Genomic DNA, 23,839 nt, shown 5'->3' with positions numbered 1-23,839 from the left:
ATGAAACAAATCAATTCAAATAACGAAGAAGAAATTCAGACCGCAGTTACTGGGCAAATAGAAAAAATATCATCTATAACAGATAAAAATGATATTAAAGAAAATCGCGCAAATTCTGTAGAAAAAATACTTTTTATGTATGCTACGGCTGTCAGTGATGTTGGAACTGTTCGTAGTAATAATCAAGATTCTGCATTTGCTGGTGAACATTTAGCTGCAATTTGCGACGGAATGGGTGGTCATGCTGGAGGAGATACAGCTTCTACTATAGCGATTCGTTCTCTTGCACATATTGAACAAGATTCAAGACCGCATGATGTTAAAACTGTTTCTTCAATGATGGAAACATCGATTATGGCTGCTCATGATGCGATTGTTGGTAAAGCTAAGCGTGAGCGCCGTCTTGCTGGAATGGGAACGACAGTTACTGCAGTAACTCTTGTAAGAGGATACTGGGTTCTGGCTCATTTAGGTGATTCTAGAGCGTATCTACTAAGAGATAATCATCTTATGCGCATGACTACTGATCATAGTTATGTTCAGCATTTGATTGATACAGGTCATATTACGCCTGAAGAAGCGCGAAATCATCCTCAACGAAATGTTGTTATGCGAGTACTAGGTGATTTTGATATAGATCCTCGTCCTGATATTGCTTTGCGTTCAGCTCATCCTTCTGATCGTTGGCTTCTTTGCTCTGATGGATTGTGTGGAGTTCTTGAAGATTCAACTATTCAAGATGTGATGAGTAGTATTTCTAATCAAGAAGAATGCGCTCAAAAATTAGTATCTATGGCACTTCGTGCTGGTAGTACAGATAATGTTACAGCCGTTATTGCAGATGCAACGCTTGCACTTGATGCTGATGCATTTGATCTTCCGCATCAAACTCCACTTATTGGAGGAGCTGCAAGTAAGGATCTCGAGTCAATTGCAGATATCGTAAATAAAGCAGTAGCTTCAGCACCGGCATTGCGCGAAGATAAGAATTCACCAGCTCAAAGAGCAGCTGCGCTAGCTCAAGATGATGATAATTCTAAAAATCCAGATGAAGGAACAATATCTATTACAAGAATTGTGCAACCTTCACACATTCGTGAAGAAGTTGGAGAATTACATACACCTGACACTAATGAGATTCCTATAGTCAAAAAAAAGAATGGTAAAGTTTCAACAGATCCTCATGATCCAGATGTTGCTCGTGCTGTTAAACATGAGCAGGATGAGGCACATCGTGCTCATTCATTGAGGCGTAGATGGACTCGCATAGGCATATCTTTGGGAATATTACTAGTATTATTTGTTATTTCTGGAGTAGGCTACGGAGTATATGCGTGGACTCAAACGCAATATTATATTGGAAAAGACAGTAACAAAGTTGTTATTTATCAAGGAGTGCCAACAAATATTTTTGGTATTGCATTATCTCACAAAGTGGAATCTACTGACATCCCTGTTAATAAACTAGATAAATCTTGGCAGGATCAATTAAAAGAAGGTATTAGTTTTGGCAGCTTAGTTGAGGCTCGTGGTCATGCTTCGTTAATTCGTCGAGAAATGCGTGCGCGAGAACAAGAAAAACTTAATGAACAGAATCAAAAGAAATTAGAAAATAAAATAAATAAAAATAAAGATAACGCGAAGCAAGGGGGTAAAACCTCATGAATATGATTGCTACGCGTATCAGACAGATAGCATTGTTGCTTTTTGCAACATTGCTTTCTGGCATGGCATTTTTACAGATGTTTTTCCGTATTGACGGTTATATTTCTGCTAATTATGCAGCAATGTTGATTCTCGTTATGGCACTGTTTTTCGTATTTTGGGGTGTTCTTCTTGTTAAACAGCCATATGCAAGTCAAGCTATTTTACCTTGTATTATGCTTTTAACTGCAATTGGAACAGTTCTTATAGCTAGAATCGATAGGCAAAATAATACAAATGTTGCAATAAAACAAATGGTGTGGATTTGTGCAGCATTAGTATTATCAATTATTTTCGTTATTCTTTTGAAAGATTATCGCATTTTAAGGCGTTTTTCTTATGTGAATATGGTTATAGGCTTGATTCTTTTGCTTTCACCTATGGTTCCTGGATTAGGTAAAGAAATTGGTGGAGCGAGAATTTGGATAGGTTTTGGAGATCACACAGTGCAACCAGGAGAGTTTGCTAAGCTTTTCCTGTCATTCTTCTTTGCTGCGTACCTGTTTAATCATCGTGATCGACTTGCTGTAGGTGGAAATAAGGTTTTGGGAGTTCACCTTCCTCGCTTACAAGACATGGGACCTATTGCTTTAGTATGGGCAGCATCAATGGGTGTGCTTGTTATCCAGCATGATCTTGGAACGTCATTGATGTTCTTCGCAATGTTTGTGTCAATGTTGTATGTGGCAACAGGTCGCAGAGGATGGATTGCTGTTGGGGGTATTGCTTTTGTAGCTGGATGCTTGATGGCAGTAAAGTTATTCGCACATGTGCAATATCGTGTGGATTCGTGGCTTCATCCATTTGATAATGCGGTTTATAATCGTTTCCCTGGTGGCTCAGCGCAAATTGTATCTGGATTGTTTGGTTTGGCTGCTGGAGGAACAACCGGAACAGGTTTAGGACAAGGTCATCCTTCTATAACACCGCTAGCTAATTCTGATTTTATTTATGCTTCTGTTGGTGAAGAGCTTGGTCTTACTGGGCTTCTAGCCGTATTGGTTTTGTATTTAATTATTATTGCATCCGGAATGATTACTGCAATGAAAATTAAAGATGGCTTTGGAAAATTATTAGCTTCAGGGCTCGTTTTTACTATGGCTTTCCAAGTGTTTACTGTTGTTGGTGGAATTACTTTGGTTATTCCATTAACCGGTTTAACTTTGCCGTATATGGCAGCTGGAGGTTCTTCTTTAGTAGCAAATTATTTGCTTGCATCTTTGCTTATTGTTATTTCTCACGCTGCAAATAAACCTGAACCTGCTCCTGTTTCCGATACTTTCCAATACGCTGCCTTAGCAGCGTTGCGCGAGCGTGAATTGCAAGAGCGAGCTAATACGAATACAAATAATAGTGAATATAACAATACAGATTATGAAAATAATATAGATGCTTCTGCTGTTATTTCCTCTTCAGAAAGAGGTGATAACAATGAATAAAAGTCTTAGAGAACTTTTTACTGCAGTATTGGTACTTTTTGTAATACTTGGTATTTCAAGTACAATTATTACTTCTATTAAAGCGAATGCTCTAAATTCTGATCCTCGAAATCGCAGAGCTTTATACCATGAGTTTGGCGCTCCGCGTGGAGCAATACTTACATCAGATGGCACAGTTATAGTGAAATCTGAACCATCTAAAGATGCTTTTGTGTATCAACGTCAGTATTCTAACGGATTAGTATATGCTCCAGTTACTGGATATTTTTCTATTAGCCAGCGTGCAGATAGAGGAATTGAAGCTTCTCGTAATAGTTTATTAAGTGGAGAATCAGATGCTCTGTTCTGGCAAAGATTCCGTTCATTATTTACTGGAGCAACTAATCGCGGAGCTTCTATAGAAACATCAATTGATTCACGTTTGCAAAATCTTGCTTACAATCTTCTTAAAGGCAAAGACGCAGCTTTAGTTGCAATTGAGCCAAAAACCGGAAGAATTCGCGCCATGGTAAGCACTCCAAGTTATGATCCGAATGATCTTGCTCTTCACAATATTAATGAAGTAAATAAATCGTATGAGAGAATAACATCAGATGTGTCAAATCCTATGCTGAATCGTGCTGTTTCTGAGCTTTATGCTCCTGGCTCTACGTTCAAAACTGTTGTTGCAGCAGCAGCATTAGAATCTGGAAAATACAAGCCTGATACGAAAATACCTGCTGGTGCGAGCTATGTTTTGCCTGGAACCAAGACGTCTCTTACAAATGTCACTTACCAAGCGAATGGCGTTGATGGAAAAATATCTTTTGAGGATGCTTTAGCATATTCGTCTAATACTGCTTTTGCTCAATTGGGTAATTCTTTAGGATCTGACGTAATTGTAAAGCAGGCAAGAAAGTTTGGATTCTTCGATTCGCTGCCTATTGATGGTTCTGATTCTACTGGATTCCCAATACGATCCGTGAAATCTACTTTTTCTATTAAGCCAACTCCAGATAGACTAGCTCTGGAATCAATAGGTCAAGGTGATGCTAAGGTTACACCTTTGCAAAACGCTATGATTGCGGCAGCTATTGCAAATAATGGAACATTGATGAAGCCTACTCTTGTTGATTGTGTAAGATCTAGCGATTTGTCAGTATTGTCACAAACTAGACCAACCGTTATGAACCAAGTAATGAGTAGTGACAGTGCATCTAAATTAACTTCTATGATGCAGGCTGTTGTTACAAAAGAAAATCCTAATCTTGCTTTACCTAATATTCATGTTGCGGCTAAAACAGGTACTGCACAGATTGGAATGTATAATCAAGCTGCTAATGGTTGGGTTATTGGATTTGCTCCTGCTGAAAATCCTAGAATAGCTATAGCGGTTATAGTACATAACACAAGTACATTTGGTAGTTACGCGGCAGGACCTATTATGCGACAAGTGATGAAGGAGGCGCTTAAACAATGAAACTCGTTGAAGGACAGTTAGTTCATCATCGTTATAGACTTGATCGTCGCCTTGCTCAAGGCGGTATGGGAGAAGTTTGGAAAGGCTTTGATATTCAACTTGGGCGAATTGTTGCCATTAAGGCGTTACGTACAGATACCGTAAACGTTGAAGCAAAATTACGTCGTCTTCGTGCTGAAGCGCATAATTCAGCAAATTTAGCGCATCCTAATATTGCAGCATTATTTGACTATTATGAGCACGATGGTATTGGATTCCTAATTATGGAATATGTGCCAAGTAAATCATTGGCAGATTTGTATCATAAAGAAAAAATAATTGATCCTACCAAGTTACTTCCTATTCTTATTCAAACAGCTCGAGGACTTTTTGTAGCTCATTCTCATGGCGTAATTCATCGCGATGTAAAACCTGCAAATATTATGGTTTCTGATACTGGCAATGTGAAAATCACAGATTTTGGTGTGTCATATTCCAGTGACCAAGAACAGATCACTCAAGATGGCATGGTAGTTGGAACAGCTCAATATATTTCTCCAGAACAAGCACAAGGTGAACAAGCTACTGCACAATCTGATATTTATTCGTTAGGTGTTGTGGCATATGAAGGTTTGTGCGGACATCGTCCGTTTACTGGAGCAACGCCGGTAGATATTGCTGCTGCACATGTTAATGATCCTGTACCACCTTTGCCAGAAAATGTTGATTTGCAATTACAACAGTTTATTATGTCTATGCTTGCAAAGAATCCAAAAGATCGTCCAAAAGATGCATTAGTTGTGTCGAAAGTATTATCTCGTATTGAGCGCAGACTGCTAGATCAAGAAACAGCCTTCAACAATACAACAGGAGTACTTTCTACAAATTTGCGACAACGAAGATGTATTAAAAGTATGCCGCAAAACCAAGTAAATATTATTAATATTTTTAATACCAATGATCGCAAGGAGCAGCAATGAATACCACAATGCCCACCTCATTAGCGAATGGTCGATACGAATTAGGGGAGCTTATTGGCCGCGGCGGCATGGCGGAAGTGCGTGTTGCTGTTGATAAGCGCTTAGGTCGTACAGTTGCTGTGAAAATCATGCGTTCCGATTTAGCGAACGATGAGATTTTCCTTTCGCGATTCCGCAGGGAAGCGCATGCCATTGCGCAGATGAACAATCCTAATATTGTGAATATTTATGATTCTGGAGAAGAATCTGTTATAGCAGAAAATGGCTTAGAAGAGCGTTTACCGTATCTTGTAATGGAATACATTAAAGGTAAAACATTACGCGATATTCTAAAAATGAATGGAGCTTTAAGTCAGAGAGACGCTGAACAAGTTATGCTTGGCGTGCTCAATGCTTTAGAGTACTCACACAGAATGGGTATTATTCACCGCGATATTAAGCCTGGAAATATTATGATTTCCGAGCAGGGCATGGTGAAGGTAATGGACTTCGGCATTGCTCGTGCTCTTGACGATTCTGCAACAACTATGACACAGTCTCAAGGTGTTGTTGGAACAGCACAATATTTGTCTCCAGAGCAGGCTCGTGGTGAACAAGTAGATATGCGTTCTGATTTGTATTCTGCAGGATGTGTGCTGTATGAAATGCTAACTGGACGTCCTCCTTTTATTGGAGATTCAGCTGTTGCCATCGCATATCAGCATGTTTCAGAAGTGGCGACACCTCTTAGCACACTTGTTCCAGGCATGCCTGCTATGTGGGACAAGATTTGTGCTAAAGCAATGGCAAAAGATAGACAAAATAGATATGCCACAGCATCAGAGTTTAAGAATGACATTCTAGCGTTTATGAACGGTGGAGTGCCTGTTGCAGCAGCGTTTAACCCATTGACTGATTTAGCTAATATGAAGGCGCGTAAACAGGCTGAACAGGATGCTGCAACTATGGCTATGGGCATGACAGATGGTGCTGCAACTCAATCGTTCAATCCTATTACTGGTCAAGTTGAATCTGCAAATATTGCATTTTCTCCTAGCACGCGCGCGTCACAAAGAGCAACAATGCAAGCGCAACGTCGTAAACGAGTAGTAATCGGATCTATAGTTGGAGTATTAGTAACAGTATTAGTTCTTCTGGGTGTGCTGTTTATGCTCAATCGAAGTCGTGCTACTGGAGATGTTGTAGTTCCAACATTTATGGAGACAACAACGCAGGATGCTGCTCGTGAAAAGTTGCGTGCACTTGGTTTGGTTCCAGATATTCGTGAAGATGATCATTCTTCTCAACCTGAGGGAACTTTTACTAAGCAATCACCGCGTGGAGGTGAGCATGTTGCTTCTGGATCCAAGGTGACTGTATGGTTCTCGGTTGGACCACAATCAACTCGCGTGCCAGATGTAAGTGGTAAAACGCAAGAAGCTGCTCGTAAAATGCTTGAGCGTGCTGGGTTTAAGATTGCTAATGTTCGAGTAGAAGATAGTGCAGATATTAAGAAAGATCATGTAACTCGCACAGATCCTGACGCAGATTCGTTTGCTGATAAGGGTACGTTAATTACTTTATATATTGCATCCGGTTTAACTAAAATTCCTGACGGTCTTGTTGGTCAAAGCAAAGACATTGTGGTTAGCCAATTAGAGAATTTTGGTTTTACTACGGATGTAGTTAAGGAAGATTCAGATAATGTGCCTGAAGGTTCTGTAACTCGACTAAATCCGTCGTCTGGTTCCTCTGTTAAACCACACAGCTCTATTACTGTGTATGTTTCTCAAGGTGCTTCGAAAGTTGAAGTTCCTAGTATAGATCTTGGTACTGTTACCTTCAAACAGGCGAAGAAAATACTTGAAACAAAAGGTTTGAGAGTAGTATCTGATTCAATGGCAAAAGATGACGATATAGTCATGAGCATGTCTGAGGAAGCAGGAAGCAAGGTTGAGAAGGGCAAAGCGATTACATTAGTTACACGTCCAAGCCTTGGTTCTTCATCTGATTCAGACTGATTTAGATTTGTATTAGATTAAGTCTGTAAAAAATAATGTATATGCTGCTTGTTCTACAAGAAAAGTAGAACAAGCAGCATTTTTGTATCTCTAATGTTTGTATCTCTAATAAAATTCGTATATTACTTATAAAAATTGATGCGTGAAAATAGATCTGCATAAATAGACTTATATTAGGTTGCAAAGTATGTGATAAAACGAAAAAATAGCTGTTTAAGATATGTTTGTTTATTTAGACATAGTTTTACAGCAATGCGTTATTTTATGTGTTTCTATAGGCTTTTATTTTATTAATATAAACAAAAGGCGACTGCGCTTCATACGCAATCGCCTTAAATGTTTTTATTTTGTAAGTTTTAAAGCAATCGTAAGAATATTTAAAACTTACTACTTAACCCGTTATCATACAGTTGTTGAGTAATTAGACATCTGCTGAAGGAATGGAATTGTAGATGCGCCCCAAGGGAAAATCCACTGGAATAATGCTAATACAATGAAGAAATAAATCAGAATCGAAAGAATCCAACGAATCGCTGTAATACCTGGTTGTATGCGCAAAAGACCGCCAAAAATGCTTGCATCAGGCTTTTTCTTTAATCCAGAATGAATAGCGCGAAGTTCTGGCCATTGCCAAGCAATTGCTCCTGCTACGAAAATCATCATATACACTAATAAAACAACCACCATAACTGGCACTAGTGAAGAAAGACGAGAAACTAGAGATTGTTGCTCATTGTTAATAAACTTCACTTTTCCTTGCTCATCAATAGTAGAAAGTTCTTTTGGAATGCCATCGCTAATCTTTGCCCAATAAGCGAATTTTGCGTAGCTAATCCAGCGATGAGTTGCAGCAGTATACTTAGGTTCGCACGTTGTAAGAGTAAGCATACGTTTTGTTGGTTTCTCACCAGGATGATCAGGATTTGCATCAATAACTTCACCGTGATCTGGTGTAACAATCTTGTAAGAAGTGTACTTATAGACGAACCAATAATCCTTTGTACGAACTACTATTGCGTCGCCAGGCTTCAGTAAGTCTACATCTCCCAATGGCTGACCATAACCATTTCGGTGACCTGCTACTGCAAAATTACCTATTGCACCAGGCATTTGTGTGGTTGGATAATGACCTAAACCACGCTTGCTTAAGATGTCTGGCGTAATGCCTTCTACAACATTTCGTTCCCACTGATTTCCAAAACGTGGTATGTATAAACGAGCTACAAGGTCTTCAGACTTTGGTTTGCTTAAAGCAGGTGGGTCAGTATTCTGTGGTAAAGCAATCTTCGTTTTATCACCAGTTTTTGGGTTTTGCCAAGATATTGCTTGACGTGCCTCTACTTGAGTGTGCTCAGCCTGCTCTCCAGTCCACCACATTTGCCATGCAATGTACAATGCGCAAATAACTGCAAAAGCTATCAACAGTTCGCCAATAATTCCAGCGGCTTGCCACCAGAAATTCGAGCTGCTACGCTTCGTTTTTCCTTCCTGCATATTAGCAGATTGCATAGTGTGCTACTCCTTTATTGATGTATGAAGACTTTGCAACATATTTTATTTGTTTAGCACTTTAGGAACTGTTGCGTACCTTAATGGTTGCAACAAAGCCGATGCTTCAGGGAATCGCAGATTATTCTTTTTCTCCACTTTCCATCCTAATCCAAACGAACTTACATACTCCTTGTAGGTGTGTATGGCTGGTGAATTGTTTAGAGCATCAACCATGCTATCCATTGGACCAATAGCAGATATTTTATACGGTGGCGAGTACTGATGACCTTGCAACATAAGAACGTTACCAATACAAACAACTGCGGAGTTAAATAATACTCGCTGATCCTGAATAGTTATTGCTTCTGCTCCGCCGCGCCACAAAGCATTTACTACAGCTTCAATATCTTGCTGGTGGATTACGTAATCATTAATGGTTCCGGATGTTCCGGAACCATTAACTACGCCTTTCCATAGAGGAGAGTCGTTGAGAGTTACAACAATTCCAGGTCCTTCAAGTTTTGGAAGTACGGTACTACTTCCAGTATCAGAAGATTCTTTTCCTTCACTAGTGCTGCTACCAAGCGTTTTATTAAGTAAATTAATTTTAGAATCTAAAGATTTTATATCTTCTCGTAAATTTTTTGTGCGCTGTGAATTTCTTTCAACCATTTGACTCGTATTAGAAGTCACAAAAGCAGAGCGGTTTACGCGCAAGTTAAGAACGAATAAATAGCCGGTAAGAAATACTGCAACGGCAACAGCAAAACTGCTTAACAGCGAGTGTTGAGCACGATGTTTCCCAGTTCTCTTAGCCATATTTTATCTTCATCCTTCACGCGTTCGAGTGTAACCACTATTATAGCGTGTAGCCGATTGATTGGAGAGTTACAGTTATGGCTGATGAAGAATTGCACACGACTGCAGCTGACGACGCTGCAAAGAAGAGCGATACGTCAAATGAGAATACTTATGGCGTTCCTATGGACGAAGTTGAAGCAGTGTTGAATGCTACTGCGGATAAAGCAGCGCTTTCTCCACAGATTCAGCAAATGATGCAGAGACAAGCTGAAAATAGGCGACGTGTCGAAGAAAGCATTAAAGGCACAAAAGCTAATGCTGCATGGTTTGTGCCGCTGTTCTGCACATTAATGGTCGTTGGATTAATTTGGGCTGTTGTTTATTATTTGAACCCTGTGCTTCCAATTCCTGGAATTGGTGCATGGAATTTAGTTATTGCATTAGTAATAGTAATGACTGGATTCATTATGACAATGTGGTGGCGTTAGTCTGTAAAACAAACTGCTTAATATGTTTTAAAAGTAGTTATGCAAATATTGCGTAGCTACTTTTTATTTTGTTGCTGCTGCGGCGCGAATAAGTATATGATTTTTATTGCTATCAGTTGTTGCAATAATTCTTGTATTTCCGCCATCTTGTAAGTTTAATTTTTTGCGCAATGCTTCTACAGGTATTGGAAAGTTACGAGTAACAATATTTGCATGAGTAATATCAGCAAAAGTTTGTTTTATTTCTCGTTTATTCATGCTGCATATATTTTCAATTTTCCATGTCTTTCCTGGAAATTCTGAGTAGTATTCTTCCGATACGTAAACATGACTATTCGCACTGATTTGTTGTATATTGTATTGAGTTTCTAACAATGAAAAACAGCCAGCTTTCATGATTGCTGCATTTGGCTCATAAACGTATTGCGACCATTCTTGCCAGTTATTTATATCTAAAATTTTATCTTTTTTATTATTTTCTTCTCTATTATTTAAAACATTTGACCCAGGCTGTATTGATACCTGATTTGTTGAAGTATTGTAAGTTGCTTGTACAACAGTTATCTGATCATCGTTTGCGCAATATACTGGTACTTTTGTGTGCTGAGAGTTGCTGAGTATTATCAATAGTTCCTTGCACTCGTTACTATGTGCGACTATATGTACGGCTTCTACATTGCCACTAAAATCGCTAACTGTTTTGTGCCAATCAAGCATTGGAGAAAGTTTAATAATCACTATTTCTGCTTTAGTGAGCAATTGATTTTTAAGATCTAATACGTTTGGAGTGCAATCTTCAATAGCGTATGTGCGAGATCCTTGTTTGTTACGACGAGCTGGATCGACGTATATTATCGTTGACTTAGGAATATTTTTGAGTGCATCAAGGCTATTGTTGTTGTAGCATTTTACGTTTGTAATACCAAGTGCATTCATATTGTGATGTGCAATGCTAGAAAGTTCGTTTTGCTGTTCAATACAAATAGCAGAATCGAAAACTTCAGACATTATTGCGCAATCAACGCCAAAGCCGCCAGTAAGATCCACAAGTGTGCTACTAAAATTTTCTGAATTTAATTTGTTGAGTAATTCTTTTGCAACATTTGCTTTGTATTGTGCTGTTGATTGAGAAGAACACTGTTCCATAGAAATATGCGCAGGGTATATAACTTCGTTGCAGGAAGCCCATTTTGGTAGTTTTTGTTGCGCAATCTGTCTACCTGCTATTTGGTTAATTGCAAATGGTATGTCGATGTTTGCATTGCGTGGAGCTTTAAGAGCAGCTTTACTTGGTGACAATTGTGCGTTTTCTTTAATAAAAGTGAGTGTAGAAGCGTTTGCTGGTTCTATTGTTTTTGGAACTTGAAGTGTAGACATAAATCTCATTCCTTATGGAGGTGTAGAAAATTTTAGAGCAAGTAAATTTTAAAATTGTGTAGTCGATAGTTTAGTCCACAAAAAATTTAAATTGTGGATAACTCTTATACACTTGTGCACAGGTTCAAAAAAGGCAAGTTATCAACGTTTGTGATTAACTATGTGGATAACTTATATAGTTGTCACCAATTTAGGCACAACTTATACACAATCCTGTGCACATCGGTGGAAAACTACACGTGTGTAATTTAATAAATCATGCCTTCAAACAAAACATTGCACAAGCAGTGAGAATAGCAAATAGTGATACAAAATACACTAAGAAACGCGTATTAAACGAAGCTTTTTTAAGTAGCGGATTTTGTACTCCGAGCAATGCTGCAATTGCGGTACCCGAAACTAAACCTCCAATGTGTGCTTGCCAAGCGATATTAGGCACAATAATTGGCATAGCGAGAGTAATAGCAATCCAAATAATTGTTCCTCGCATGTTTTCTCCTAGTCGCCATTGTGCTACGAGAAGTGCGCCTATAAGCCCCATAATAGCTCCCGAAGCACCGTATGAAGCGACGAACCAATTATTAGTGAGTTTGCACCATACAATATCAGCTACGCTTCCGCCAAAGCCGGATATTAAATATAATCCAAAAAACTTCCATTTACCGAAGAATCGTTCTAATTCAACTCCGAGCGACCAAAGACATAGCATATTGAAGAAAATATGGGTTAAATTTGGTGCGTGAACAAACATTGATGTGAACCAAGTCCAAGGTGTCTGTAACGCAGTGATTGGAAGAAACGCAGTATAGCTTATTAGAGTCGAATAATAATTTGGATATGCAAAGTTCAGTATCATTTCCAATATCCAAATAAAAATGCATGAATATACTAAAATGGCTGTGGTTGTGTTAAAACGAAATCTTATATTATTTAAAATATTTTTAATATCAAAGTTGTGCATATGCTTATGATATCGGTTTTACTTCACAAATTTAATCAATAACATTATTTAAAAAAGATGCAACTCTGAAGAAAAGCAACTATGATAGTTATTACGCGACAAAAAGCGGTATAGATTGTTGACTTGGACGAGCAGGTCAGCTTAACCGGAAAGGAGCCATCATGGAGAACAGATCCTCTGGCGGTTGGAAGTTCTTTGCACTGCTCTTCGGAGCACTGCTCGCAGGTATTGCTGCGTTGTATGTGTACAAGCAGCATAATCCTGATTATGACCCTTGGGAGGAACCATGGGAGAACAGTTCTTCGCCAATTGACCTAGGGTTAGAAAAAGAAGAGAAAGAAGCTAACGATACTCCTGCCGCCGAGGCATAAGTGACATTTGCTTTATACAGTCCAAAATGAAGGCGATTGCGTATATTCGTAGTCGCCTTCATTTGTAATTACTAAAGAATTGTTGTAAACAAAAGCGTTTGTCTTACATGCAATTTAACTAAAATTTACACAAATAAAAGGCGGAAACTGATTAACAGTCTCCGCCTTTTATTTTCTATGTATTGCTATTGGAGAATACTCAATTACTCAGCAACAGGTGTTGGAAGAGCACCAGTGTGCCAAATGCGATCGAGGTAATCTTCGATAGAGCGGTCAGAAGAGAAGTAACCAGAGTTGGCTACGTTCAAGACTGCCATGCGAGCCCACTTCATTGGATCGCGGTAAGTTTCCTCAATCTGAGCCTGAATATCCATGTAAGAGCTGAAGTCAGCCATTGCCATGAAGTAATCATGGGTGAGCCAATCGTTAACGAGTGGCTCGTACACGCTCTTGTCGCCATTGGAGAAGGTGCCGTCAGCAACCATGTCAACAGCGGTCTTCAAGCGAGGATCAGACTCGTAGTACTTACGGGAGCCGCCGTGATCGTATCCTTCAGCGTAGAGCTTATCAACTTCGTCAACGGTCATACCGAAGAGGAAGAAGTTCTCTGCGCCAACGCGCTCGCGAATCTCAACGTTTGCACCATCGAGAGTACCAACAGTCAAAGCACCGTTCAAAGCAAACTTCATGTTACCGGTACCAGAAGCTTCCTTACCAGCCTGAGAAATCTGCTCATCCAAATCGGTGGCAGGAATCAAGTTCATAGCCAACTCGATGTTGTAGTTTGGTGGGAAGAACACTGCAAGCTTGCCCTTGCATGCTGGGTCGTTATTCACCACGCGAGCAACATTGTTAATGAGCTGAATGGTGAGCTTTGCCATAGCATAGCCTGGAGCAGACTTAGCGCCGAAGAACACGGTGCGTGGAAGCATCTTGTCTACGTCGATTGTGCCATTCTTGATTCCAGCGTATGTGGAGATAACCTGGAGGATCTTCATGGACTGGCGCTTGTACTCGTGCAAACGCTTAACAATGGTGTTGAACATTGTGTCTGGGTTGATCTCAAAGCCATACTTCTGCTTTGCAAAATCAACGAAGGCAAGCTTGTTCTGCTTCTTAACTTCAGCAAACTTCTTAACGAACGCCTTGTCGTCAGCCAATGGCTTCAAGCCTTCAAGAAGCTCCAAATTACCCTGCCATGCGTCTGTGCCCAAGCCCTCAGTAATAAGAGCAGACATGCGTGGGTTGCTCAAGCGCACGAAACGACGAGGAGTTACGCCGTTAGTAACGTTCTTGAACTTATCTGGGTAAACGCTGGAGAAGTCCTTCAAAGTGACATCCTTCAACAACTCAGAGTGAAGTTCAGCAACACCGTTAACGTAAGAACCGCCGTAGGTAGCCAAGTAAGCCATGCGAACTACAGCACCTTCGCCATTTTCGTCAGCGTCGGTAGCGATGCGCATGCGCTCAACCTGATCCTCAGCAACGCCCTTACCGCGAAGCTCGTTGCGGAACTGCTCGCTAATGCCCTGAATGATTTCAAGGTGGCGTGGCAACAGTTCGCCAATAAGCTTGGCTGGCCAAACTTCCAAAGCTTCTGGAAGCAAGGTGTGGCAAGTGTAGTTGAAGGTCTTGGTGGTGATACCCCAAGCGGTGTTCCAATCGTAGCCGTACTCGTCCATAAGAACGCGCATAAGCTCTGGAATGCCGATAACTGGGTGAGTGTCGTTCAACTGGAAGTTAATCTTGCTTGGGAAGGTAGTGAGATCCGGCTTATCCTGACCTGGGTAGAATACGCGGATTGCATCATGGATAGAAGCAGCTACGAAGAAGTACTGCTGCTCAAGACGCAAAGCCTTACCTTCTGGAGTGGAATCTTCTGGGTAAAGAATCTTAGAAATGTTTTCTGCTGCAACCTGTGGCTTTACAGCATCCAAGTACTCGGACTTGTTGAAGGTGAGCAAATCAAACTCATCGTAAGACTTAGCGGTCCACAAACGAAGAGTATTTACGCGACCAGAATTATAACCTGGAACCATGTAGTCAACTGGTACTGCGCGAACAGACCAAGCTGGCTTCCAAACGCGCTTGCCGTTTTCCTCTACAACTTCACCACCGAAGTTGACGCGCTGGTCACGACCATAATCAATGTGACCCCATGGCTCTTCGTTGCTAAGCCAGTAATCAGGGGTTTCAACCTGCTTACCTTCTTCATCAAAGCGCTGCTTGAAGATGCCGTAACGATACTGGATGCCGTAGCCAAATGCTGGAACGCCAATAGAGGCGAGTGAATCGATGAAGCAGGCTGCGAGACGACCCAAACCGCCATTACCTAAACCTGGCTCATACTCAGCATTGATAACTGCCTTTGGATCGAAGCCAAGCTTAGTAACAGCCTTATTGAATTGGTCAGTAAGACCAGCGTTCAACAAAGCGTTCTCAAGCTGCTTACCCATCAAGAACTCTGCGCTCAAATAGCCCACAGCCTTGGTGTTGCCATTAACCATGTCATGCTGAGTCTGCATCCAAGAGTCCATCAAGTGACGACGAACTGCGGTAGCAGCGGCAACATACACATCTGCCGTAGTGGCCTGCTCTGGCGTTACACCCTGGGTGTACTTGAGGTGCTCTTGAAGTTCTTTGGCAAATGCCGTCGCAGTAGTTTTGGCTTTCGGCGCGACGTGTTTAGTCATATTTGACTCCTTGTGCCGTTTGATATATTTCCTAAAAGTGTGCAGCCTAAAACTTTGTGTTTAGACAATTAAACCATCACCATTTTGCAGATAACCTTTGCAGATAACTACAAGAGGCATGTGAATGCACACAATAACCCCAAGAGTACCACAACCTAATCCCTTTAAATATTTGTATATAACGTCTTAATACAAATATATTGCTGAAAGTAGGTTGTTTAGAAGATAATAAAAATATGTCAGTAATACTTGAACGAGATATAAAACAAGGACAATGTGCTTGGCAATTCTGGCGTGAATCTGCTATTAAAGCACTTGGCAATGGCATAGAAGCCATGCAAATAAATAGTAATATTTTAAATATCTCTTTAAACGACGAAGCTTTAGCGGTTAGATATTCGCTATATCTTCTTGAGGATAAAGTGCCTGGGTGCGCAGTAGAAGTAAGAGTTGCGCCTTTTGGTGCAGTAAAAATTTTGGAAGGACCAGCTTCGGATCCGCATAATCTCACACCGCCAGATGTTATTGAACTTGAGCCTAAAGTATGGCTTAGATTAGCGAGTGGTGTTACTAAATGGCATCAGGAACAGGACTTTGGCAACATAAGTGCAATTGGCGAGCGTGATGATTTAAGCGATATTTTGCCGCTGTAAGTTGGCTTTATTGTAGCTTAATTGCGTATTTACAGCGTGTATTTACAAATATCCTGGGCAAACAGTATTTCGAATGCCCAGGATACGTAAATAAAATAATTTTAATAAATTTAATTTTTAATTGTCGTGTTTGTGTATGAAGTTTGGAATTGGCATAGGGATATGATGATGCGCTGGCGTGTGCGCTCCTGAGTTTGTAGAAGAGTTTTCGCTGCTAACGGCTTTTGCAGCTGCTTCCGCAGCCCACTTGGCATACTCGTCTAAATCATCTTCGTTTGAAGCATCAACGGCATCATTTTCTTGATCTGTGTCATTCTCTTCTGGAAGATATGTATCTTCCTCATAGCTTTCGCTCGACGCAAATGGATCGAAGGATCCTTGTCCGGGTTCGCTGGAATTAAGTTCCTTAGCAAGCTCGTCATAATCCGTATCGGTCGTCAGGTATTTGAGCTTACGGGCAATTTTCTGTTGCTTTGCCTTCTGTCGTCCGCGGCCCATCTGACCCCCTCTAAAAATTAAGTAACAATCAGTTCATCACACAAGAGCGTACCACTTAACCGCAACCGAGTATATTGTCTGTGTAAACTTTTACCATAAAAGCCATATTTTCAGCGTAAAAATACGCACAATTAAGGAGCCTAAAATGCCGGAAGAAGCACAGGTTACAGCTGCTGGTAATGAGATGAGCGCAAGCTTCCTTGCAGCGCGTAAACGTTCAGATGCAACGCTTGAAAAGTTACAAGCTAGCCCTTCGTCTTTTACTATGCTTACTGGAGATCGCCCAACTGGTCGTTTGCATTTAGGACATTATTTTGGATCTATTCGTGAGCGTGTTGCAATGCAGCAGCGCGGAGTAAAAACCAATATTATTATTGCAGATTATCAAGTAATTACTGATCGTGACACCACTGAGCATATTGAAGATAATGTTTTGAATTTAGTGCTGGATTATATGGCTGCCGGAATTGATCCTGAAAAAACAATGATATTTACTCATTCCGCAGTTCCTGCAGCAAATCAGCTTATGTTGCCTTTCCTTTCGCTTGTTACAGAAGCAGAATTACACAGGAATCCTACTGTAAAGTCGGAAATGGAATCATCTGGACATGCTTTAACCGGATTGCTCCTTACGTACCCAGTGCACCAGGCTTGCGATATTTTGTTCTGTAAAGCTAATGTTGTGCCGATTGGTAAAGATAATTTGCCGCATGTTGAAATCACTCGTACGATCGCGCGTCGTTTTAATGAGCGATATGCAAAAAAGAATCCAGTGTTCCCAGAGCCGGCAGCAATTTTGTCTGATGCTCCTGAAATTCCAGGATTGGACGGACGAAAGATGAGTAAATCTTACGGTAACTCGATTATGCTCGGGGCTACTGCCGAAGAAACTGCCAAATTAATTAAGAAGAGTCCAACTGATTCTGAGAGGATGATTACTTTTGATCCAGTAACTCGTCCGCAAGTTTCTGCGCTTCTTACTACCGCAGGTTTAGTTACAGGTAGAGATCCTAAAGATATTGCTGCAGAAATTGGTAACGCTGGTGCTGGCGCATTGAAAGCTTACGTAATTGAAAATGTAAATAATTTCTTGGCACCTCACCGTGAGCGTCGTGCAGAACTTGCAAAAGATATGGATACTGTTCGAGACATTTTGCATGATGGCAATAAGCGTGCAAATGCTATTGCAGAAGAAACGCTTTCCCAAGTGCGAGATGCTATGGGAATGAAGTATTAATTAAATTTCAATAAGTAAATTAATAAAAAATAAAGCCGCTCGCAAGAAAACTTGTAAGCGGCTTTTTGTTAAAAATTAACGAACTGAAACTTAGAACATCACACGTCGTAACGCCAGCTTTTATCTGTAATAACGCGTGCTACAGCAAGACCAATAGGTAAGCAAATAATTACCATGAAAGCGCGGAAAGTCCAGTCTAACGCTGGAAGCGTGTGAAATTGACCAAGATAAAACATTGCGCGATACATATAAAGTCCAGGAACCATAATTACGATAGATGGAACCGTAAGACCTATTCGTGGATAACCCAAATATTGAGGCGCTAATCCGTGACGAACGATAGTTCTCCAAGTAGAAGCTAGCAAACCTGCCAATAAAGCACCGCTGAAAGCTGCAATTTCGGCAGCAACTCCAAAATCTGTCATAGTTAAACGCAATGTGTCAGTAATAGCGCCAATAACGCCAGCAACTAAGCACATTCGTTGTGGAGAATTAAATAGAACTGAGAAGCCCCATACTCCGGCAAAAGCTGTAATAAGTCGAAGAACTGCGTTAAGCCAAGGATTTAATCCAAGAGGAGGGAAGCCTTGAGGATTGAGATGTACAAGGCTTGCAACTGTCCATCCCGCAAGAGTTCCCATCAAAATAATAGCCATTGTGTAACAAAGTCGTTGAATTCCTGAAGGGAAATCAATTTTTGCAATATCTAAACCGCCTGTAATAAGAGGGAATCCAGGAATAACAAACAACACTGAGCCAATATATGCAGTTGTATGATTGAGCGCGCTAGGGTCAAAGAAGCCAATAAGACGTAAAGCCCCAATGCATGATAGTGCACCTATTGCAACAGCTACGAATGTAACTACAAACTGGTTTAGATGCTTCATAAACATTCTGCGACGAATATAGTGACCGATTCCTGCTCCAATAAAAGCACCAATCATGTCGTAAATGCCGCCGCCAAGCAAGAACGCAAAGGATGCGCAAGCAACTGCCGAAGCAAGACCAGCAAACCACGGTTTGTATAGCGGTTTCCTATTTTTAATCAAATCAAGACGGTCATGTACTTCTCTAACCGTAAGAGGATGATTATTTTTAGGCTCGCCATTACTACTGGATGTGTTTACGTGTGAAAAATGTTCAGCATAAGCACTTTCTGGCTGTAATGCAAAAATGCCGCGTGGTTTTTCTTTTTTTATAGCTTCTTGCAACGCTTTCTTTTTTGCAATTTTAGTAGCATTTTCTTCAGACTGCTTAGCTGTTTGTACAATGGTATGTTCGTCGTCGCTCGCTTGCAATGTGTCAACTAATTCCTTAGAAACAGCAGCTTTAGAGTGATATAAAGAATCGTTTCCAAGCTTGACGTTAAACCAATCTGCAAAATGTTCTAGAAGCCAAATGCGCTCAGTGTTAACACCTGTGGTTGGAAGATCTACAACTTCAGTAATTCGCTCATGCTTATCAGTACAAGTTGCTTCAATATCTGTGAGATTCACGTCCGCGCGCACATGTACACCCATTGGTTCGCCGATTCTGTGCATAAGCTCGCGAACTCGGTAGCTTCCTGTGCCTGCTCCTAAGCCGAGCGCACCGACGCGAATAATAATACTCGATTTTGCAGCAATTCCTGCTTGTGTAACTGGCTTATCCCAATCTCGCTCAACATCGTCCATATCGAGTGGAATAGCATGAGTATGAAAACGCCCAGAAGGTTTTCCGACTATATGACCAGTCGAAAGAATTTCAGGCTTATCGCAATCGCAGTTGTTGATGCTGTTGTCGTATTCATTATTCTCAATATTATTCTCTGCTGTACTCACAATTTTTTAGTATACGCAACCCCGTTGCCGAGTTATATTTTGTTGATAAATCAGCATTCTTTACTACGTCCGGTGGTAGTTTCACAATTAACTTGGTATCTCGCTGGAAACAAGGCTGTGGGCTTGCAACTTCTGACCTACATAACCGCGGAGGAGCTGCGGAAGTCAGACGACCAAGCAACCTTAGTCTGGCGTAAGGAGGTCTGATGGCAACAGAAAATCAGCAGGTTACTCCGGCAGACGCAACTATTGTTACGTCTGGTTTAGGGCGAAAAGGCCCAGAGGAGCGTGACCTTCCAGCATCACTTAAGCAAGACATGGATTTGTGCTTGCATATTCTTCGCGATGTTCTTGGCGAATTCGATGAAAAATTATTAGCAGTATTCGACGATGTGCGTTTGAATGCTGTAGAAGCTAGTGCGGCTCATTTTGCGCAAATGGTAGACGCAAAAGTAACTGCAGATGATGGCTTAAGTAAAGCTGTTAGCAGGCTCAACGGAATGAATTTGCACGATACGCAGCTTTTAGCTCGTGCTTTCGCAACATATTTCCACTTGGCAAATTTGTGCGAGGAAAATTATCGTGTTTCTGTACTTCATCAGCGTGAATGTGAAGTTGAAGATTCATTGCCTGTTGATCCAGTTAACGAACTAACTTGTGCTTATCACAAGTTGCTCACTGAAATGAGCCCTGCTGAAGCGAAAGAATTGCTTGCAAAGCTTGAGTTTCATCCTGTATTTACCGCGCACCCAACCGAAGCTCGTCGTAAAGCCGTTGCAGGTAAGATTCGCAGAATTTCGCAATTATTAAGCGAACATCATCGTTTAGGTGGATCTGATAAGCGCGAAAATTATCGTCGTCTCTATAACGAAATTGATGCGCTTCTTCGTACTTCTCCGATTGCTTTAAAGAAGCCGACTCCGGTTGAAGAAGCGGATACTATTCTTGACATTTTTGACGCCACTTTGTTTGACACGATTCCAGTCGTGTATCGTCGATTTGACGATTGGCTGCTTGGTAAGAAGGCTGGATTAGTTCCTCCGCGTTGCCCTGCATTCTTCCATCCAGGAAGCTGGATTGGTTCAGATCGAGATGGCAATCCTAATGTGACAGCTAAAGTGAGCCGTCAAGTCGCTCGAAAGTTTAGCGATCACGTGCTTGCAGCTTTGGAGAATCGCACGCGCGAAGTTGGCAAGTGCTTAACTATGGAAACTCGCACAACTCCTCCAAGCGTGGAGTTGCTTGAATTATGGAATCGTCAGCGCGAAATGAGCGAACAGCTTACAGAAAACGCTTCAGACGTTTCTAATAGTGAGCCACATCGTGCAGTAATGTTGGTAATGGCTGACCGTTTGCATCGCACTATTAGCCGCGATACGGATTTGATGTATCATTCTTGCGAAGATTTCATTGAGGATTTGCAAATTGTGCAACGCTCTTTGGCAGAAGGCGGAGATCCTCGTGCTGCATATGGTCCTTTGCAGGATTTGATTTGGCAAGCGCAAACCTTTGGATTCCACATGGTTGAAATGGAATTCCGTCAGCATTCTCTCGTGCATTCTCGCGCTTTGGAAGATATTCGCGAACATGGATTGCATGGCGAACGCGGTCCGCTTCAGCCAATGACTCGTGAAGTACTCGATACGTTCCGCGCTTTGGGTGCAATTCAAAAGCGCAACGGAATGCGTGCTGCTCGACGCTACATTATTTCCTTCGCAAAATCTGCTCAGCATGTGCGCGATGTATTTGAGCTTAATCGTCTTGCATTCGCTCACCCACAGGATGCGCCAACAATCGACGTCATTCCACTGTTTGAGCAGCTTGAAGATTTGCAGAATTCCGTAAATGTGCTTGAGGAGATTATTAAAATTCCTGAAGTGCAAGCTCGTCTTAAGGCTACTGGTCGCAAGATGGAAGTTATGCTTGGATATTCGGATTCTTCCAAGGATGCTGGCCCTACTTCCGCAACGCTTGCTTTGCATTCCGCTCAGGAGCGAATTGCTCAATGGGCTAAGAAGCATGATATTGATTTGACACTGTTCCACGGCCGCGGTGGTGCTGTTGGTCGCGGTGGCGGTCCTGCAAACCGTGCAGTGCTTGCTCAGCCTGTTGGCTCCGTCAACTGCCGTTTCAAGCTTACTGAGCAGGGCGAAGTTATTTTCGCACGATATGGCAATCCAATTCTTGCTATTCGTCACGTTGAATCCGTTGCTTCTGCAACTTTGCTTCAGTCTTCGCCAAGTGTTGAGAAAACTAACACTGATATGACGAAGAAGTATGCAGATATGGCTGCAAAACTTGATGTTGCAGCTCATGAGCGCTTCCTCGACTTGCTGCAAACGAATGACTTTACTCCATGGTTCTCTACGGTTACGCCGCTTAGCGAAATTGGCTTGCTCCCAATTGGTTCTCGTCCTGCCAAGCGTGGTTTGGGTGCGAAGTCGTTGGACGATTTGCGAACAATCCCGTGGGTGTTCTCCTGGGCTCAGGCTCGCATTAACTTAGCAGCATGGTACGGTTTGGGCACGGCTTGTGAAAAGTTTGGTGACTTGGAAACTTTGCGCAGAGCTTACGAAGAGTGGCCGCTGTTCAGTACTTTTATTGACAATATTGAGATGTCTTTGGCTAAGACAGATGAGCGTATTGCTCGCATGTACTTAAGCCTTGGAGATCGTGAAGATTTGAGCGATAAAGTACTTTCAGAAATGCAGCTTACTCGCAAGTGGGTTTTGCAAATTGTTGACGACAAGTGGCCTTTGCAGCACCGTCACGTGCTTGGCCAGGCTATTCGTGTGCGCTCGCCTTATGTTGACGCGCTGTCTGTAATCCAGTCGCTTGCATTGCACAAGCTTCGCAACAAGGTAGACAAAGAAGAGCTTAGCGAAAGCCAGCAGGCAGAGTTCATCTACCTTATTCTTTGCACTGTTTCTGGTGTTGCTGCAGGCTTGCAGAATACTGGATGATTTTATAAGTTTATATGATTAAGAAAAGCCTTCGTGCTGCTTTATTAGCTGTGCGTTGGCTTTTCTTTTTATAATCATATTTTATAAATTTTGTTAGCTTTTATAGCATATTTTCTATTTAACACAGTAACGATAGAATATGTTTTATAAGTCGAAGTGTTTTTCAAAATTTGTTGATAGCTTGTATTTGTCATCTTTGCGCAAGCGCATCAATACAAGGAGGTAATAATGCACGAGACAGTCAAAGAAGATCTTTTAAAAGAAGATTCACTTTTGGCTACATCTGTGTGGAGCGCGATGCTAGCTGGTAATCGTAAGTTTGCAGAAGGCTCATTAAATTGCCATGGACTTAGTGAAGAAACGAGATTATCTCTTATTGAAGGTCAGCATCCTGGAGCTGTTGTTCTTTCCTGTGCTGACTCGCGCGTGGCTCCAGAATTTGTGTTTGGTGCTGGTTTAGGTGATATTTTTTCTGTCCGCACTGCAGGCGAAGTGCTTGATGATGCTGTAATTGCATCTTTAGAATACGCTGTAAGCGATTTGGGAGTAAAAGTGCTTGTTGTTCTTGGACACGAGCATTGCGGTGCTGTACAAGCCGTTTTGCCGAATGTGCAAAAGCTGGTTTCTAAATACGGCGAAGATGAAACAAGCGAAATAATTGAGTCTAGCGGGTCAATATTGCTTCGTTCTTTAGGGCCGGCTGCGCTCGCAGGTATTGAAGAAGACTTGAGCACGGACGATATTGAGCGCATTCACGTGTCTAATATGTTGGCTGAAATTTGCGATAAATCTCAAATTATTCGTGAAGCCGCTTTTAACGATAACCTTATGCTAGTTGGCGCTAGGTATAGAATGAGTGATGGTTTAGTAGAGGTTCTTTCATGCTAAGTAGCATGTAGTCGCATTTTTAACAGAATTATTAATA

The 23,839-nt window shown here is 41.4% G+C and carries 18 protein-coding genes; 11 read left to right on the top strand and 7 right to left on the bottom strand.

The annotated features are described in order from the left end of the window. Genes HXT57_RS06350 through pknB form a run of 5 tightly spaced genes read left to right on the top strand, consistent with a single transcriptional unit; the run spans position 1 to position 7,561 of the window. Entirely contained in the window at positions 1–1,665 is a 1,665-nt protein-coding gene (locus HXT57_RS06350) for a protein phosphatase 2C domain-containing protein (RefSeq protein ID WP_004109546.1), read from the top strand. Next, entirely contained in the window at positions 1,662–3,143 is a 1,482-nt protein-coding gene (locus HXT57_RS06345) for an FtsW/RodA/SpoVE family cell cycle protein (protein WP_004109544.1), read from the top strand. The genes HXT57_RS06350 and HXT57_RS06345 overlap by 4 nt, the downstream gene beginning before the upstream one ends. After that, entirely contained in the window at positions 3,136–4,602 is a 1,467-nt protein-coding gene (locus HXT57_RS06340) for a peptidoglycan D,D-transpeptidase FtsI family protein (protein WP_415697908.1), read from the top strand. Before HXT57_RS06345 ends, HXT57_RS06340 begins: the two co-directional genes overlap by 8 nt. Further along, positions 4,599–5,561 (top strand): serine/threonine-protein kinase, encoded by a 963-nt coding sequence (locus HXT57_RS06335; RefSeq protein WP_004109538.1) that lies wholly within the window; start codon positions 4,599–4,601, stop codon positions 5,559–5,561. Before HXT57_RS06340 ends, HXT57_RS06335 begins: the two co-directional genes overlap by 4 nt. Beyond that, the gene (gene pknB / locus HXT57_RS06330; RefSeq protein ID WP_415697907.1) at positions 5,558–7,561 is read left to right on the top strand and encodes a Stk1 family PASTA domain-containing Ser/Thr kinase; all 2,004 of its coding nucleotides are present in this window, start codon (positions 5,558–5,560) and stop codon (positions 7,559–7,561) included. The genes HXT57_RS06335 and pknB overlap by 4 nt, the downstream gene beginning before the upstream one ends. A gap of 402 nt (positions 7,562–7,963) precedes the next feature. Here pknB and HXT57_RS06325 read toward each other — a convergent pair whose 3' ends face one another. Further along, complete coding sequence (locus tag HXT57_RS06325) at positions 7,964–9,070, bottom strand: class E sortase (RefSeq protein ID WP_004109532.1); 1,107 nt, start codon at positions 9,068–9,070, stop codon at positions 7,964–7,966. A gap of 45 nt (positions 9,071–9,115) precedes the next feature. Then, positions 9,116–9,871 (bottom strand): DUF881 domain-containing protein, encoded by a 756-nt coding sequence (locus HXT57_RS06320; protein ID WP_421783555.1) that lies wholly within the window; start codon positions 9,869–9,871, stop codon positions 9,116–9,118. Between the two features lie 77 nt (positions 9,872–9,948). Between HXT57_RS06320 and crgA the strand changes: the two genes are divergently transcribed. Next, on the top strand, positions 9,949–10,341 hold the full coding sequence (gene crgA / locus HXT57_RS06315) for a cell division protein CrgA (RefSeq protein WP_004109527.1): 393 nt from the start codon (positions 9,949–9,951) through the stop codon (positions 10,339–10,341). A 63-nt stretch (positions 10,342–10,404) separates the two neighbouring features. On the opposite strand, the gene HXT57_RS06310 is transcribed toward crgA, so the two are convergent. Continuing rightward, on the bottom strand, positions 10,405–11,718 hold the full coding sequence (locus HXT57_RS06310; protein ID WP_415697906.1) for a THUMP-like domain-containing protein: 1,314 nt from the start codon (positions 11,716–11,718) through the stop codon (positions 10,405–10,407). Positions 11,719–11,974: 256 nt separating this feature from the next. Then, entirely contained in the window at positions 11,975–12,679 is a 705-nt protein-coding gene (locus HXT57_RS06305) for a rhomboid family intramembrane serine protease (protein ID WP_012913690.1), read from the bottom strand. Between the two features lie 161 nt (positions 12,680–12,840). On the opposite strand from HXT57_RS06305, the gene HXT57_RS06300 reads away from it, so the two are divergent. Next, entirely contained in the window at positions 12,841–13,050 is a 210-nt protein-coding gene (locus HXT57_RS06300) for a hypothetical protein (RefSeq protein ID WP_004106126.1), read from the top strand. A 203-nt stretch (positions 13,051–13,253) separates the two neighbouring features. On the opposite strand, the gene HXT57_RS06295 is transcribed toward HXT57_RS06300, so the two are convergent. Continuing rightward, positions 13,254–15,743 carry a glycogen/starch/alpha-glucan phosphorylase gene (locus HXT57_RS06295; protein ID WP_064622132.1) on the bottom strand — a complete coding sequence of 830 codons (2,490 nt, stop codon included), beginning with the start codon at positions 15,741–15,743 and terminating at the stop codon, positions 13,254–13,256. A gap of 236 nt (positions 15,744–15,979) precedes the next feature. Between HXT57_RS06295 and HXT57_RS06290 the strand changes: the two genes are divergently transcribed. Continuing rightward, complete coding sequence (locus tag HXT57_RS06290; RefSeq protein WP_103013745.1) at positions 15,980–16,396, top strand: sterol carrier family protein; 417 nt, start codon at positions 15,980–15,982, stop codon at positions 16,394–16,396. A 117-nt stretch (positions 16,397–16,513) separates the two neighbouring features. On the opposite strand, the gene HXT57_RS06285 is transcribed toward HXT57_RS06290, so the two are convergent. Next, entirely contained in the window at positions 16,514–16,894 is a 381-nt protein-coding gene (locus HXT57_RS06285) for a DUF3073 domain-containing protein (protein ID WP_103013744.1), read from the bottom strand. 145 nt (positions 16,895–17,039) lie between these two features. On the opposite strand from HXT57_RS06285, the gene trpS reads away from it, so the two are divergent. Beyond that, positions 17,040–18,131: a tryptophan--tRNA ligase gene (gene trpS, locus HXT57_RS06280; protein ID WP_103013743.1), complete on the top strand. Its 1,092-nt coding sequence runs from the start codon at positions 17,040–17,042 to the stop codon at positions 18,129–18,131. A 98-nt stretch (positions 18,132–18,229) separates the two neighbouring features. Here the strand turns inward: trpS and HXT57_RS06275 are convergent, their stop codons facing one another. Beyond that, the gene (locus HXT57_RS06275; protein ID WP_415697905.1) at positions 18,230–19,951 is read right to left on the bottom strand and encodes a threonine/serine ThrE exporter family protein; all 1,722 of its coding nucleotides are present in this window, start codon (positions 19,949–19,951) and stop codon (positions 18,230–18,232) included. A 206-nt stretch (positions 19,952–20,157) separates the two neighbouring features. Here HXT57_RS06275 and HXT57_RS06270 point away from each other — a divergent pair, with 206 nt between their 5' ends. Together HXT57_RS06270 and HXT57_RS06265 are read left to right on the top strand one after the other, a co-directional pair. Further along, complete coding sequence (locus HXT57_RS06270) at positions 20,158–22,914, top strand: phosphoenolpyruvate carboxylase (RefSeq protein ID WP_285089485.1); 2,757 nt, start codon at positions 20,158–20,160, stop codon at positions 22,912–22,914. A gap of 228 nt (positions 22,915–23,142) precedes the next feature. Next, positions 23,143–23,802 (top strand): carbonic anhydrase, encoded by a 660-nt coding sequence (locus tag HXT57_RS06265; RefSeq protein ID WP_004109491.1) that lies wholly within the window; start codon positions 23,143–23,145, stop codon positions 23,800–23,802. Positions 23,803–23,839: the final 37 nt, after the last annotated feature.

Source organism: Gardnerella sp. KA00771, assembly GCF_049244045.1.
GTDB lineage: Bacteria > Actinomycetota > Actinomycetes > Actinomycetales > Bifidobacteriaceae > Bifidobacterium > Bifidobacterium swidsinskii.
The sequence above is the reverse complement of the archived record's forward strand: the minus strand, read 5'-3'. Positions and strand labels throughout refer to the sequence as shown.